Annotated in this window: 9 protein-coding genes; 3 read left to right on the top strand and 6 right to left on the bottom strand. The window is 61.5% G+C overall.

What is annotated here, in order from left to right; all coding sequences use genetic code 11:
• Positions 1-61: 61 nt before the first annotated feature.
• Entirely contained in the window at positions 62-2,173 is a 2,112-nt protein-coding gene (locus INT29_RS00435) for a DNA gyrase/topoisomerase IV subunit B (protein ID WP_193070416.1), read from the bottom strand.
• 376 nt (positions 2,174-2,549) lie between these two features.
• Between INT29_RS00435 and INT29_RS00430 the strand changes: the two genes are divergently transcribed.
• Positions 2,550-3,173: an N-acetylmuramoyl-L-alanine amidase gene (locus INT29_RS00430; RefSeq protein ID WP_257930072.1), complete on the top strand. Its 624-nt coding sequence runs from the start codon at positions 2,550-2,552 to the stop codon at positions 3,171-3,173.
• Positions 3,174-3,368: 195 nt separating this feature from the next.
• Here INT29_RS00430 and INT29_RS00425 read toward each other — a convergent pair whose 3' ends face one another.
• Positions 3,369-4,775, bottom strand: coding sequence for an RNA polymerase sigma factor (locus INT29_RS00425; protein WP_193070415.1), 1,407 nt, complete (start codon positions 4,773-4,775; stop codon positions 3,369-3,371).
• Positions 4,776-5,012: 237 nt separating this feature from the next.
• The gene (locus INT29_RS00420; protein ID WP_193070414.1) at positions 5,013-6,200 is read right to left on the bottom strand and encodes a DUF4192 family protein; all 1,188 of its coding nucleotides are present in this window, start codon (positions 6,198-6,200) and stop codon (positions 5,013-5,015) included.
• 164 nt (positions 6,201-6,364) lie between these two features.
• Here INT29_RS00420 and INT29_RS00415 point away from each other — a divergent pair, with 164 nt between their 5' ends.
• Together INT29_RS00415 and INT29_RS00410 are read left to right on the top strand one after the other, a co-directional pair.
• A complete protein-coding gene (locus INT29_RS00415) occupies positions 6,365-7,156 on the top strand; it encodes a spermidine synthase (protein WP_193070413.1) in 792 nt (263 codons plus the stop codon).
• Between the two features lie 86 nt (positions 7,157-7,242).
• Positions 7,243-9,453 carry a HelD family protein gene (locus INT29_RS00410; RefSeq protein ID WP_101570431.1) on the top strand — a complete coding sequence of 737 codons (2,211 nt, stop codon included), beginning with the start codon at positions 7,243-7,245 and terminating at the stop codon, positions 9,451-9,453.
• A gap of 297 nt (positions 9,454-9,750) precedes the next feature.
• On the opposite strand, the gene nrdR is transcribed toward INT29_RS00410, so the two are convergent.
• From nrdR to dnaE, 3 genes are all read right to left on the bottom strand, one after another.
• Complete coding sequence (gene nrdR, locus INT29_RS00405) at positions 9,751-10,248, bottom strand: transcriptional regulator NrdR (RefSeq protein WP_101570432.1); 498 nt, start codon at positions 10,246-10,248, stop codon at positions 9,751-9,753.
• Positions 10,249-10,250: 2 nt separating this feature from the next.
• Positions 10,251-11,561, bottom strand: coding sequence for a histidinol dehydrogenase (gene hisD / locus INT29_RS00400; RefSeq protein WP_193070582.1), 1,311 nt, complete (start codon positions 11,559-11,561; stop codon positions 10,251-10,253).
• Between the two features lie 61 nt (positions 11,562-11,622).
• Positions 11,623-15,132 (bottom strand): DNA polymerase III subunit alpha, encoded by a 3,510-nt coding sequence (dnaE, locus tag INT29_RS00395; protein WP_374701018.1) that lies wholly within the window; start codon positions 15,130-15,132, stop codon positions 11,623-11,625.
• Positions 15,133-15,285: the final 153 nt, after the last annotated feature.

Genomic DNA, 15,285 nt, shown 5'->3' with positions numbered 1-15,285 from the left:
GACTAGCCGAACACTTCGGCTCTGCTAATCGGTGCGTATGCTGCAGCTGTCGAGGGATGGCTCAGCTGTCGATGCGTTCGGCGTCGAGAACCGCGGCTCCCGAGACGATGAATTCCTTGCGCGGACCGACCGAGGAACCCATGAGCAGTTCGAAGGTGTTCTCTGCCGCCTCGGCGTCGGCCATCGTGACCCGGCGCAGTGTGCGCATGCTCGGATCCATGGTCGTCTCGGCCAGCTGGTCGGCATCCATCTCGCCGAGTCCCTTATAGCGCTGGATGGGTTCTTTGTACGTCTTCTTCGACTTCTCCAGCTTCTTCAGCAGTGCGTGGAGCTCTGCCTCGCTGTACGTGTATACGACGTCGTTGGGCGTGCCTCGCTTAGTGACGACCTCCACGCGGTGCAGGGGCGGAACAGCAGCGAAGACTCGCCCCTGTTCGACCAGTGGTTTCATGTAGCGGAAGAACAGGGTCAGCAGCAGGGTCCGGATGTGAGCGCCGTCGACGTCAGCGTCGGTCATGATGATGACACGCCCGTAGCGGGCCGCATCAATGTCGAAACTGCGGCCGGAACCGGCCCCGATCACCTGGATGAGTGCTGCACACTCGACGTTGGCCAACATGTCCGAAAGCGATGCCTTCTGCACATTGAGGATCTTGCCGCGGATCGGAAACAGGGCCTGATGATCGGAGTTGCGCGCGGCTTTCGCCGTTCCCATCGCAGAGTCACCCTCGACGATGAAGAGCTCTGTGTTCTCCACCCCGTTATCGCGGCAGTCGTAGAGTTTGGCTGGCAGCGACGATGCCTCAAGAGCCGTCTTCCGACGCTGGTTCTCTTTGTGAGTACGTGCCGAAATGCGCGACTTCAGCTCCGCGACGACCTTCTCCATGAGCACGGCAGCCTGCTGCTTCTCTGCGCGCCTGCTCGAGGACAGGATATCGCCCAGCTGCTTCTCGACCGTTTTTGCCACGATCTGTTTGACCGCAGCCGTGCCCAGGACCTCCTTGGTCTGTCCCTCGAACTGCGGCTCGGACAGCTGCACCGTGACCACAGCGGTCAGACCGGCCAGGACATCGTCCTTCTCCAGCTTATCTTTGCCCAGTTTCAGTTTGCGTGCATTGGCTTCAACTGCTTTGCGCATGGCCTTGAGACTGGCCTGCTCGAAGCCTGCCAGGTGTGTCCCGCCTTGGGGTGTGGCCACGACGTTGACGAAGGACTTCACCTTCGTGTCGTAGCCGGTCCCCCATCTCAGAGCGATGTCAACGCCGACTTCGCGTTCGACTTCCTTCGAGACCAGGTGCCCCGTTGAGTCGAGCACCGGGACTGTCTCACTGAACTTTCCGGTGTCGTGCAGCCGCCAGGTATCCGTCATCGGTGGGTCGATCGACAGATGGTCGACAAACTCAGTGATGCCGCCGTCGAAGCGGAAGACCTCAAGGCGTTCAGCGATGACCTCGCCCGTCTCATCACGGGCAACTCCACGGCGGTCTTCGATGCGCAGCTCGAGTCCAGGGACGAGGAACGCCGTCTGGCGTGCGCGCTCGACGAGATGCTGGTAGTCGAACTGGGCCTTGGCCAGGAAGATCTGCGGGTCTGCCCAGTACTGGACACGGGTGCCTGTGACGACCTTCTTCGCCTTGCGGACGACGTCGAGCCCGGTCGGCTCGTGGAACTCCTCGAAGGGATTGTCAGGGCTGGGCTGGCCGGAGGAATCGTCGAAGCGTCCCGGTACACCACGGCGGAAGGACATCTTGTGAACCTTCGAACCACGTGTGACTTCGACATCGAGCCGGGCAGAGAGTGCGTTGACGACGGAGGCACCGACACCGTGCAGGCCACCCGACGCGGCATACGAACTGCCGCCGAATTTGCCGCCTGCGTGGAGTTTGGTCAGGACCACCTCGACGCCGGTCAGCCCGGTCTTGGGTTCGATGTCTACGGGGATGCCTCGTCCGCGGTCGGAGACAGCCACCGAACCATCTGGTTCGAGTTCGATGAGGATGGACTTTCCGAAGCCGCCCAGAGCTTCGTCGACGGCATTGTCGATGATCTCCCACAGGCAGTGCATCAGCCCTCGGGAATCAGTGGTCCCGATGTACATGCCTGGACGCTTGCGAACCGCTTCGAGACCCGACAACACGGACAGATGCCTCGCGCCGTAACTTTCCTCTTCCACACGTTTCCTCTCGTTCGATTAAATTCTAATCCCTCAGGCCGATTTGCATCAGCCATTGCGTGCCGTGTCTCGTGTCGATTCTGCCGAAAGCTCCTATCCATTGCTTCATTGCTGGAACAATGGCCCTATGTCTCCTCGTCGCAGCCTAGTATTCTCCCTCATATGTGCGGTCCTCGTCTTGCCGGGCCTCACCGGTTGCGATACGAACCCGCCAGACGAATCTGCCGGTTCCACGCCGTCCGAAGGAACATCAAACTCGACAGACACTGAGCCCTCGACGGATTCAGAATCATCTACAGGCTCTGAGGCCTCTCCGGACGCTGATGGGCAGAAGATCCCGACAACGGAGCCGGCGGTCGACCTGAGTGGGCGGACCGTGGCTATCGACCCTGGCCACAACGGAGGCAATGCCTCTCACCCGAGCGAGATCGCCAGCCCGGTACCGGATGGGCGCGGCGGAACCAAAGCCTGCAACACGACTGGTACCGCAACGAGCACCGACTACCCCGAGGCCGATTTCAACTGGGCAGTTGCCCAGCAGCTGAAACAGGAACTCAAGGATGCGGGGGCGAAGGTGGTCATGAGCCGCGATGACAACGACGGTGTGGGCCCGTGCGTCGACGAGCGCGGCACGTTCGCCGATGACGCCGATCTCATGGTCAGCATCCACGCCAACGGAACCGAAACTGCCTCGACCAAGGGGTTCCATGTCATCGTCGCCAAGCCCGGCAGTTCGGATGCTGTCGAAGACGACTCGAACCGCCTCGCCGATTCCATGAGTGAAGCCATGTCCGGTCCGTTCACGCCCAACAGTGCCTACGGAAAAGACGCGATCAGTCGGCGCCCCGACTTGGCTGGACTCAACAACGCTTCTGTCCCTGCTGTGATCGTCGAGTGCGGTGAGATGCGCAATGCCGACGAGGCCAAGACCATGGAATCGAAGTCTGGTCAGAAGAAATACGCGAACGCTCTACTCCAGGGCATCGTCGACTGGTACTGACTGGTACTGAATCGACGTCGCCTGTTGAGCCTCATCGACGTCGTCTGCTGGTCCTCGACCGGTGCTGAATGGACACAGGGGGCGAGGTTCTGCAGATAACCAGATCGCCTGCGGTCGCGAGAGTTCGCGTCCGCAGGCGATCGTGGTCACCGAGCTCATGCCGTTGGGCCGAAGCCGCGGCAGGAGGCATCTGTGTCAGTCGAGGTAGTCCCGCAGAACCTGTGAGCGCGAAGGGTGCCGCAGCTTTGCCATGGTCTTCGACTCTATCTGGCGGATACGCTCGCGAGTGACTCCGTAGACCTTGCCGATCTCATCGAGAGTCTTCGGCTGGCCATCGTTGAGGCCGAAGCGCATCGACACAACACCGGCTTCACGTTCCGACAGGGTGTCGAGAACGGAGTGAAGTTGTTCCTGCAGCAGAGTGAAGCTGACCGAGTCAGAAGGCACGACTGCTTCAGAGTCCTCGATGAGGTCACCGAACTCAGAATCACCGTCTTCACCCAGAGGTGTGTGCAGTGAAATGGGCTCGCGACCGTATTTCTGAACCTCGACGACACGCTCTGGCGTCATGTCGAGTTCCTTGGCGAGCTCTTCCGGACTCGGCTCACGGCCGAGATCCTGAAGCATCTGACGCTGGACACGAGCGAGCTTGTTGATGACCTCGACCATGTGCACGGGAATGCGAATGGTGCGAGCCTGGTCGGCCATGGCACGGGTGATGGCCTGACGGATCCACCACGTGGCGTAGGTCGAGAACTTGAAGCCCTTCGTGTAGTCGAACTTCTCGACTGCACGGATGAGGCCCAGGTTGCCTTCCTGAATCAAGTCCAGGAAGAGCATTCCACGTCCGGTGTAGCGCTTGGCCAATGAGACGACGAGACGCAGGTTCGCCTCGAGCAGGTGGTTCTTGGCGATGCGACCGTCGTGGATGATCCACTTGTAGTCCATGGACTCACGCGGTTCGGTGATGCCGCCAGCGTCGAGCAGGTGCTCGGCGTACATGCCGGCTTCGATGCGCTTGGCCAGGTCAACCTCTTCGGCCGCGTTGAGCAGGGCGACCTTGCCGATCTGCTTGAGGTAGTCCTTGACCGGGTCCGCGGTGGCTCCCGCAGACACGACCTGCTGCGCAGGAGCATCCTCTTCGTCGGCATCGGAGACGATGAAACCGCCAGCCTCTGTGACAGCGGCGTTCTTCTCCTTCTCCTCGGAGTTCTTCGTCTCAGTCGCCTCAGCGGGGCTCTGCTCGGTGCCGAGGGTGTCGGTTGCCGGCTCGACTGTCTCGCCGGCCTCGAGCACGTCATCGGACTTCTTCTTAGCGCCCGCAGCCTTGGTTGTCTTCGCAGCAGGCTTCTTAGCCCCGGCAGTCTTCGCCACCTTAGCTGCGGTCGATTTCGTCGCAGTTGATTTGGCGGTCGTCGTCTTTCGGGCCGCGGTGGTCTGCTTGGTCCCGGTTTCTGCAGCGATCGCTGAAGCCGATGTCTTCGTCGTCTTCTTGGCTCCCTTCGACGCCGCAGTGGTCTTGGATCCAGCGGTGGAGGTCTTGGCGGCCGTTCCCTCCGACTTTTCCGTCACCGTCGTGGATTCCTTGTCGACTCTCGGCACGTGTTCACCTTTCGCGAGCGTTGAAACTTCTCGAATGCACCAGGACATTACTAAGACCCATGTCAAGAGGTCCAGGTATCTGGCCCGAGGGGAACACATAGTTCTCCCATGATGCTATGACAGGGTCAACACCCAATTTTCGCACGATATTCCCGGCTTTGCGAATTGACCCCGGGACGGTGATTCATCGATCGCTCGCCGAAGTGGTTGCGAAGAGCCGCCGCGTGCCCGCAGGCCTCATCCGGGGCCACGGCGTGCTGACATCAGCCACCGTGGGAGATACCCCTGTTCGACCGCGTTCAAGATCAACGTGGCCATCCCATGCTCAGCATCAAGCTCCAGCCCTGCCCGCGCGTAGTGCTCTGCCATGGTCGAGCCTCCCAAAGACCATTCGAACCATGCAACCACAGCATATGCAGTGGCCCGGACGTCGGGATGCCCCATCGCTATATAGGCTTTGAGGAACTCGATGCCCAACTGAACATCGCGGGGTCGAGGAGCGCGCGGGGAGAGTCCCACCATGTCCTGAGCGGCCTGCGGGGACAGCGCATACCGCTGTGCGCGCAGATACAGCTGCCCCGGCCCACACCTTTCGATCTCGGCCGGCGCGAAGTTCGGGTGATCAAAGCTGAGGATCATTTCGAGTGCGTCCCGAGACCATTTTTCGGCCAAGATCGCATCGACTGCCATCACCGTCCGCAACGTCATCAACTGGACGACAGCACTCCGGTCGATACTCTCCTCCCCTTCTCTCAGCCGAGCCAGGCTCGGGTAGAGCGTGGACAAAACGTCGAACCCATCGGCGATGCTCGGACACGTTTCGAGGTGACCGCTGCGACTGACCGTGAATTCTTCTGACGACACGGGCTTGACCACTAGTTCTTGCGGTGACGCGACAGGAGAGGATCCCGCCGCGACGAGTTCTGTTGCGCAGGCCGAGGTCGAAGCGGCCTCGAGCAGAGTGCTGTTCTGAGCATGGTCGTCGATGCGGCCGAAACGGTCCTCGCCGACCCACCAAGCGCTGAGCGTAGCGATACCGCGGTCCCCCAACGACAGTGCGATCTCGTCGATCGCGGCCCGGACGAGTTCCCGATGAACACGGGGGTACTCATCATCGGGTGTCCCGGATCCGGTCACCGACTCGTCTGGGATGCCGCGCGGGTATTCCGAGTCGTAGAGGACGAGGAGCACCCCCGACGCCGCGCACGCTCCAGCGATGAGATCGCTGTACCACCGCCCGCCTTGGGCTACGAGATGGGCGGCCGTCTCCAGGTCGAAGTCGACCCGCATCGTCGTAGCGCATCCTTGGCCGCCGTGTTCATTCTCCTCCACGATCACGGCCACAAGGCTCTCGCGTGGAATATAGCCGAGGGTATGGGGCACGATTCCGATGATGTCTTCTGCTGTCTTCGCTGTGGTCTCCATGTCATCACTTCAGCCCCTCCCCTGTCGGAATGACCAGAGTCCCCTGTGCGCATGTGGAAACACCAAACGTGTCCACAGCTCAAACGCACACGAGTGAGGACCGATATCCCCACGTGCTGTTGGGCAGAATTGCCACCGCGGCATAACTGGCATACAAGTGAGGGGTGGCAAAACGACGGATATACACAGCACCCGGCTCACAAGTCGTTGACATCTCGACCGGCACCGCGCGCCTGGAAAAAGTAGACGGAGAGGTCGACAGCTATGTCCTCCATGTCAATGGGGTGCCGTCCTCGTCGATCACTCTGAGCGAACCGACTCGTCTGGACTTCGAATATCTGGATTGGATGTCACGAATCATCGAGATCCAGTTCGCGCCCGGCCCGCTGCGAGCAGTCCACATCGGGGCGGCTGGCTGTGCACTCGCCCGGGCACTCCATGCCCAGCGTCCGGGGTCAAAGCAGACAGCCATCGACATCGACCCCGTTCTCCTCGACTACTCGCGCACCTGGTTCGATCTGCCGCGGGCCCCTGGACTGGCGCTGCGAGCCGGAGACGGAGCCGTTGAGACCGAAAAGTTCCGTCCCGACACTCTTGATGTGCTCATCCGTGACGCCTTCGACCATGACTCCGTACCCCCAACACTGCAGACCTCGGAGTTCTTCTCCACCTGCGCGCGCATCCTCAAAGACTCTGGCGTCTATATCGCCAACGTTCCCGATGCTGGCGACCACCGCGTCCTCAGAGCTGAGCTGGAGCTGCTGACGCCTGCCTTCACCCATGTCGCGGCCGCGGCCGAACCCGGAATCCTCAAGGGCCGCAGACGTGGCAACGTGGTCGTCATCGCCTCCAATTCCCCGCTGCAGGAGCCCGAGCTCGATCGGAGTCTGCGCACCGCAGCGACAATGGCGACCTTCCTGACCGGACAGGGTCTGCGGTCGAGACTGGGACTGTGACGGAACACACCAGCCATAAATCATTGCTTCCGACTACTCCCGGTGAGAAAAGTTCGGCATAATGGAATGCCGATTGGGAAGGTGAGATGACCGAGACTTCAGAAATAAACGTCGAGCAGATCAAGCTTGACGAGCTCTATGCACGACTCGACGAATTGCGAGATGAGGCTACTGCCCGACTGGGCACAGTGAGGATCTCCGAGGTCGGCGGCAATCATCAGCACCGGAGCGAACGGGATGCGTTCGCCACCATGTATGAGGACCAGCTGATTCGGCTCAACAGCGCCGAGGATGGCCTGTGCTTCGGCCGTCTCGATCTGCGATCGGAGGTGGAACCCAGCTACATCGGACGGATCGGGCTCACCGATTCCGACCGCCAGCAGATCCTCATCGACTGGCGCGCACCGGCTTCGGAGCGCTTCTACCAGTCGACTGCCGCCAACCCGGCGGGAGTCATCCGGCGGCGGCATCTGGTCACGAAGAACCGTATGGTGACAGATCTCGAGGACGATGTGCTCGACATCGACGCTCTCGACGATGCTGAGCGATCGAACCTGCAGGGCGAGGGTGCGCTGATCGCTGCCCTGACCAATCACCGGACAGGTCGCATGGGCGATATCGTCGCCACCATTCAGGCCGAACAGGATGCCATCATCCGCCAACCTCTCCAGGGTGTGCTCGTCGTCCAGGGCGGACCGGGAACGGGCAAGACGGCGGTGGCACTCCACCGTGCGGCCTTCCTCCTCTATCGGCACCGGGAGCGCATCGCCAAATCGGGCGTGCTCCTCGTCGGACCCTCCGCCGTGTTCCTCAAGTACATCGAGAAGGTCCTGCCCAGCCTCGGCGAGACCGGTGCGCTTCTGCTCACACCGGGCCAGCTCTACCCAGGTCTCGAGACCGAGTTGAGCGATGATACGAATGTGGCAGTGATCAAGGGCCGGTCCGAGATGGCTGCGGTGCTGAAGAATCACATCGCCAACTACGAGCGGATCCCGGACCAGGACGAAGAGCTGCGCGTCGGCTCACACACCATCTGGCTGCGTCGCCGTGACGTGCGCGCTGCTCGTGATCGTGCCCGCCGCAGCGAGGATGCTCACAATGCTGCCCGGACCGGCTTCGTCTTCGGTCTGCTGAAGATCCTCGCAGAGGACCTGGCCCGCCAGATGGGTCTCGATGGTGCAGGTGAGAGGCTGCCGGAGCTGATGGATGAGCTGCGTTCGAGTGTGGACGTGCGCCGTGCTCTCAATCTCGCGTGGTTCCCGATCAGTCCTGCGGCGGCGCTGCGTGCCCTGCTGTCCAAACCTCACAAGCTGCAGGCCGCTGCCGCGCACCTGCTCTCACCTCAGGATCAGAAGACGCTAGTCCGCCCGGCCAACTCCGCGCTCACCATTGAGGACGTTCCGCTCCTCGACGAGCTCGCGGAGCTGCTCGGCAGCAGCCCCCAGCAGACCGCAGCTCGGGACGAGTCCGCTCGTGAGTACGCCGAAGCGGTCCTCGATATGACCGACACCTCCGCCCTCATCGATGCCGATACGCTGGCAGCCAGGTGGGAGGAAGAGGGGCCGACGATCACCCTGGCGGAGCGGGCGCTCGACGACCGCGAATGGACGTACGGCCACCTCGTCGTCGATGAGGCTCAGGAGCTCTCACCCATGCAGTGGCGGGTGCTCTTCCGGCGAGTTCCGTCGAAGTCCGCGACCGTTGTGGGTGACCTGGCACAGTCCTCGCACGTGGACAACACTCGGACCTGGGACTCCATCCTGTCTGAGTTCGTCGGAGATCGCTACGCTCTGCAGGTACTCACCGTGTCCTACCGGACGCCCCAGTCGGTGATGGACCTGGCCAACCGCTACCTGCACAGACATTTCCCACAGCTCGAACTCGTTGAGTCCGTCCGGCAGGGTGGCCCCGACCCGCAGATGGAATCGTTCACTTCGACTCAGGAAGTGGTCAATGCTCTCGTGCCCACCGTCAGAAATGAGGTCGATTCGGTCGAGGGTGGCAAGATTGCCGTGATCGCGCCCGTCGATCTCATCGATTCCGTCGCCGAGGTGCTCGCAGGCTTTGACATCGGCCGTTCGGTCCTCGGCCTCGACCATCAGATCGCGGTCATCACTGCCCAGCAGGCGAAGGGCCTTGAGTTCGATTCCGTCGTCATCGTCGAACCAGGACTGATCGCCCCTGACGGTCATGAGGATGGTGTCGGCGCGCTCTATGTGTCGCTGACGCGCACCACGGATCGCTTGCGGATCTTGGCGGCCACAGCGACCGAACTGAACGAGCTCATCGTCGGCTGATTCGCAGAAGCCTCCCCCGCCTCGGTGTAACCTGGGGCGACACAGACGAAGGGCGCAGCGGAGTCATCTCCGCTGCGCCCTTCGTCATATTCTGCATTTGACTCTGTGTCTGACTCTGTCCACACGGCTGGCCTGTCACCAGGCTTTTCTGTCTTCGCAGAGAAATTAAAGGGCCGCTTGACGGTTCGGCTTCCCCTCCGAACCGCAAGCGGCCGCGCGCCGAAGCGCGCACTCTCAATATTACACAACAATCAGCGTGCTGGAGTACTCCGCTCACAGATTTCTGGGGCTATTTTCTCAGGCTTGGAAATCTTCGGGAGTCGCCTGCCGGGCTTCTCCCGACTTCAGAGCCGCATCCGCACGCAGCGAATCGATTGCGGTCTCAAAGTCTTCGAGGGAGTCGAAACCCTGGTACACGCTGGCGAAGCGCAGGTAGGCCACCTGGTCGAGCTCACGCAGGGGCTCGAGGATGCTCAGACCCACCTCGTCGGCATCAATCTCAGCAATTCCTTTGGAACGGATGTCCTCCTCGACCTTCTGGGCCAGCTTCGCCAGATCGTCGTCGTTGACGGGCCGCCCCTGACAGGCCTTGCGCACACCCGACATGATCTTCTGACGGGAGAACTCCTCGGTCACACCGGAACGTTTGATCACCGACAGGCTGGTCGCTTCCATGGTTGTGAAGCGGCGCCCGCAATGACGGCATTGACGCCTTCGACGGATAGCGGCGCCATCTTCGCTCGTTCGCGAATCGACGACTCGAGAATCTGATTCACGACAGAATGGGCAACGCATATCTACTCCTCTAACCGGATGCCGACGGCCCGACCGTGAGCGGGCAGCTGTTCGCTGTCCGCCAGCACCTTGATGTGGTCGGCCACCTCGGCCAGTGCCGACCGGTCATAGTCGATGACCTGGCTGACCTTGATGAACGAGTGAACGCCCAGCCCGGATCCATGGGCGGCTGTTCCCATCGTGGGCAGGACGTGGTTCGAACCTGCGCAGTAGTCACCCAGGGACACCGGTGACCAGTCTCCGACGAACACCGCTCCCCCGTTGGTGATGCGGGCGGCGACCGAATTCGCCTCGGCAGTGTGGACCTCGACATGTTCGCCGGCGTATCCGTTGACGACGTCGATGCCGGCGTCGAGATCATCGACGAGGACGATGGCCGACTGCTTCCCGGCCAGGGAGATGCTGATGCGCTCGTCGTGAGCTGCGGCGGGAACCTGGGTCAGGAGTTCGGCCTGCACCCGTTCGGAGAGCTCGGTCGAGTCCGTGACGAGGACGGCGGCGGCCAGTTCGTCGTGTTCGGCCTGGCTGATGAGATCGGCGGCGACGAACGCCGGATCTGCTGTGGCGTCGGCAAGAATGATGATCTCGGTGGGTCCGGCGACGGCGTCGATGCCCACCTGTGAACGCATGAGAGATTTCGCCGCGGCGACATAGGCGTTGCCCGGACCCGTGATGAGGTCGACAGGCTCCAACTGCTCCTCATCGTCCAGGCCGTAGGCAAGAGCACCGATGGCTTGGGCACCGCCCATGGCCCACACCTCATCGACGCCGAGGATGTGTGCTGTGGCGAGCACCGTGGGGTGAGGCAGTCCGTTGCTTTGGGGCGGACTGGCGATGGCCAGTGAGGCGGACCCCGCTGCCTGCGCCGGCACGACGTTCATCACGACGGTGGATGGGTAGACGGCCAGACCACCGGGCACATACAGGCCGACTCGTTCGATCGGCAGGTGCCGTGTGGTCACCTGCGCCCCGGAGGACAGTTCAGTGGTGATGTCGGTGGGACGCTGGTCGTCGGCGACTTTCCTAGCCCGTGAGATCGATTCGATCAGGGCTGCTTTGACGGAAGGGTCCAGTTCGTCTTCGGCACGTTTGAGCGCGGAGACGGGCACACGCAGCGACTCGGGTTCGACCGAGTCGAATCTCGCGGTGAATTCCTTCACAGCACGAGTGCCCCCTGTCTGCACCTGGTTCAGCAGGTCAGCTACTCGTCGTTCGATATCGGCATGCGTCTCAGCGGCACGGGGCAGTCGCTGCTTGAGGAATCTCTTGCTCAGGTTCTCACCGCGGAAGTCCAGAATGTTCACCCGCACCATTCTAGTCCCCGTCTCCTCGTCGGTCGCCTCTGCCTCCGTTTCGCCGCTCTCAGGCATTGCTTCAGGCAGTCAGGCAGCGAGATCCCAACAGCGCCTTGAGATCTCCGTAGAGGCTCGGGTTCGGGTCGACGCGGATCGCACGATCGAGCCGCATCACTGTCTGTCTGCCCGGCTGTGAGAGGACAAGATGCACATCGGTCTGTCCCTTATGCGATTCGAGCACACGCAGCAGCTTGGAAGCCATCTCCTCTGTAGCCTTCTCCATCGGCAGCATCAGATTCAGCGGCCGGTCCTTCGGATCGGTGACGTCGGGGATCGTCATCGACATCGCCATCATCGAGGTCGGTCGATCATCGGAGAGGCGGATGCGTCCGGTCAGGCTGATGACGAGGTCGGTGGCGAGCAGACTCGCTACGGGTTCGTAGGTATCGCCGAAGAACATGACCTCGATCTCGGCTTCGAGGTCCTCCACGGATACGATCGCATACGGTTTGCCGGAGTTCTTCGAGACCTTGCGCGCGACCTGGGTGATCATTCCGCAGATCTTCACCTGGGAACCGTCGTGGCGATGAGTTTCCGGGTCCACCACATCGGCGATGGAGGCCTCCGATTCGGCGGCGAGGACACCCTCGAGGCCGTTGAGCGGATGGTCGGAGACATAAAGGCCGATCATGTCGCGCTCGAAGGCCAGCTTCTCCTTCTTCTCCCATTCGGGACGATCGGGAATCGCGACGGAGAAGCTCGGTTCGTCATCGTCACCTCCGAGGCCGGCGAACAGGTCGAACTGCCCATTGGCCTCTTGCCGCTTGACGCCGATGACCGAGTCCACTGCCTCTTCGTGGACTTCGACGAGTGATCTCCGGGTCTGTCCCAATGAGTCGAAGCCGCCGGCCTTGATGAGCGATTCGATCGTGCGCTTGTTGCACACGTGGCTGGGCACCTTGTCGAGGAAATCCGTGAACGAGGTGAATGCCCCCTTCTCTCCTCGTGCCTCGACGATGCCGTCGACGACGTTGGCACCGACGTTGCGCACTGCACCCATGCCGAAGCGGATGTCCTGGCCGACTGGGGTGAAGTGCAGAGCCGAATCGTTGACGTCCGGAGGCAGCACGGTGATGCCCAACCGCCGACACTCGTTGAGGTAGATGGCCAGTTTGTCCTTGTTGTCGCCCACCGAGGTGAGCAGGGCTGCCATGTACTCCGCCGTGTAATGAGCTTTGAGGAACGCGGTCCAGTAGGACACGAGGCCATAGGCAGCCGAGTGCGCCTTGTTGAACGCGTAGTCGGAGAAGGGCAGCAGAATGTCCCAGAGTGCCTGCGCTGCCGCCTCGGAGTAGCCGCGTTCCTTCATCCCTCCGAAGAAGCCCACCTGCTGTTTGTCCAGCTCGGACTTCTTCTTCTTACCCATCGCACGACGCAGAATATCTGCTTGACCCAGGGAGTAGCCGGCGACCTTCTGCGCGATCGCCATCACCTGCTCCTGGTAGATGATGAGTCCGTAGGTGGTGCCCAGAATGTCCTCGAGCGGCTCTGCCAGCTCGGGGTGGATCGGTGTGACTTCCTGCAGTCCGTTCTTGCGCAGCGCGAAGTTCGTGTGGGAGTCGGCACCCATCGGTCCCGGACGGTAGAGCGCAATCGTTGCAGAGATGTCTTCGAAGTTATCCGGCTTCATCAGCCGCAGCAGGGCACGCAGTCCCCCGCCGTCGAGCTGGAACACGCCGAGGGTGTCACCGCGGGAGAGCAGATCATAGGCCCCACGGTCATCGAGGTCGAGGTGTTCGAGGTCGAGATCGTAGTCACGGTTGGCTTTGATGTTCTCCACGGCGTCGGAGATGATCGTGAGGTTTCGCAGCCCCAGGAAATCCATCTTGATCAGTCCGAGGCCCTCAGAGGTGGGGTAGTCGAACTGGGTGATGACCTGACCGTCTTGGAACCGGCGCATGATCGGTATGACGTCGATGATCGGGTCCGAGGACATGATGACGCCGGCCGCGTGCACGCCCCACTGCCGTTTCAGGCCTTCGATGCCCTTTGCGGTTTCGAAGGTCTCACGGGCATCGGTGTCCGAGTCGACGAACGCTCGGAATTCGCCCGCTTCGTTGTAGCGCTTCGACTCGGGGTTCTCGATATCGGCCAGCGGAATGTCTTTGGCCATCTCGGCCGGTGGCAGCGCCTTGGTCAGGCGCTCCCCCATCGAGAACGGCTTGCCGAGGACTCGTGCTGAGTCCTTGAGCGCCATCTTCGTCTTGATCGTGCCGTAGGTGACGATCATGGCGACACGTTCGTCACCGTATTTCCGTGTCACATAGTCGATGACCTCGCCGCGGCGACGATCATCGAAGTCGACATCGAAGTCGGGCATGGAGACACGGTCGGGGTTGAGGAAACGCTCGAAGAACAGGCCGTGCTTGAGCGGATCCAGATCGGTGATGCGCATCGCGTAGGCGACCATGGAACCGGCACCCGAGCCACGTCCCGGACCGACACGGATGCCGTTGTCCTTTGACCAGTTGATGAAATCGGCGACGACGAGGAAGTAGCCGGGGAAGCCCATCGAGATGATGACGTCGAGTTCGTAGTCCGCCTGCTTGCGCACATCGTCGGGAATTCCTCCCGGATACCGATATTCGAGCCCGGTCTGGACCTCTTTGACCAGCCACGAGGTTTCGTCCTCTCCAGGCGGGCAGGGGAACTTCGGCATATAGTTCGCCGAGGTGTCGAAGGAGACTTCGCACTTCTCGGCGATCTCGAGAGTGTTGTCACAGGCTTCGGGGAATTCGGAGAACAGCGCCCGCATCTCGGCACCCGATTTGAGGTAATAACCGGAGCCGGAGAAGGCGAAGCGTGAACCGCCCTGATCATAGGTCGGTTCGATGAGCTTCGATCCGGACTGGATGGCCAGCAGCGCTTCGTGCGCCTTCGCATCGGATTCATGCGTGTAGTGAAGATCGTTGGTGGCGACCAACGGAATGTCCATCTCCTTTGACAGACGGATCAGGTCCTTGGTCACACGCTTCTCGATGGAGAGCCCATGGTCCATGAGTTCGACGTAGTAGTTGTCCTTGCCGAACATCTCACGGTATTTGCCGGCCGCAGCTTTGGCCTCTTCGTACTGTCCCAGTCGCAGTCGTACCTGGATCTCCCCCGAGGGGCAGCCCGTAGTAGCGAGCAGACCGTCGGAGTAGGTTTCCAACAGCTCCTGGTCGATGCGCGGCCATTTGCTGAATACTGAGTCGAGGGAGGCGTAGGACGAGGCCTTGAACAGATTGCGCATCCCGGTGTTGTTGCGTGAAAGCAACGTCATGTGGGTGTAGGCACCGCCGCCGGACAGGTCATCGCGTTTCTGCGACTCGTCCGTGCGCCATTTCACCCTTGTCTTGTCGCGCCGGTCCGTGCCCGGGGTGACATAAGCTTCCACGCCGATGATGGGCTTGATGCCGGCTGCGGTGGCCTGCGACCAGAAGTCGAAAGCGCCGAACAGGTAGCCGTGGTCTGTGGTCGCGATGGCCGACATTCCCGAGGCCTTCGTCGCGGCCATCAGGTCCGTGAGTCGGGCGGCTCCGTCCAGCATCGAGTATTCGGTGTGGACGTGAAGATGGACGAAATCGTCTTTCGGCACTGGCAGCCTTCCCTCTGATATGACCTTTGTTGCGCCCCCAGCTTAGACCATCAGGGGTTCGACCAGTGGAGTCCCGGCCTCCGCCTCGGCGGGTGTTGAACGGGC

The organism is Brevibacterium sp. FME37, from assembly GCF_014897485.1.
GTDB lineage: Bacteria > Actinomycetota > Actinomycetes > Actinomycetales > Brevibacteriaceae > Brevibacterium.
This window is presented reverse-complemented; position numbering and strand designations above follow the sequence as displayed.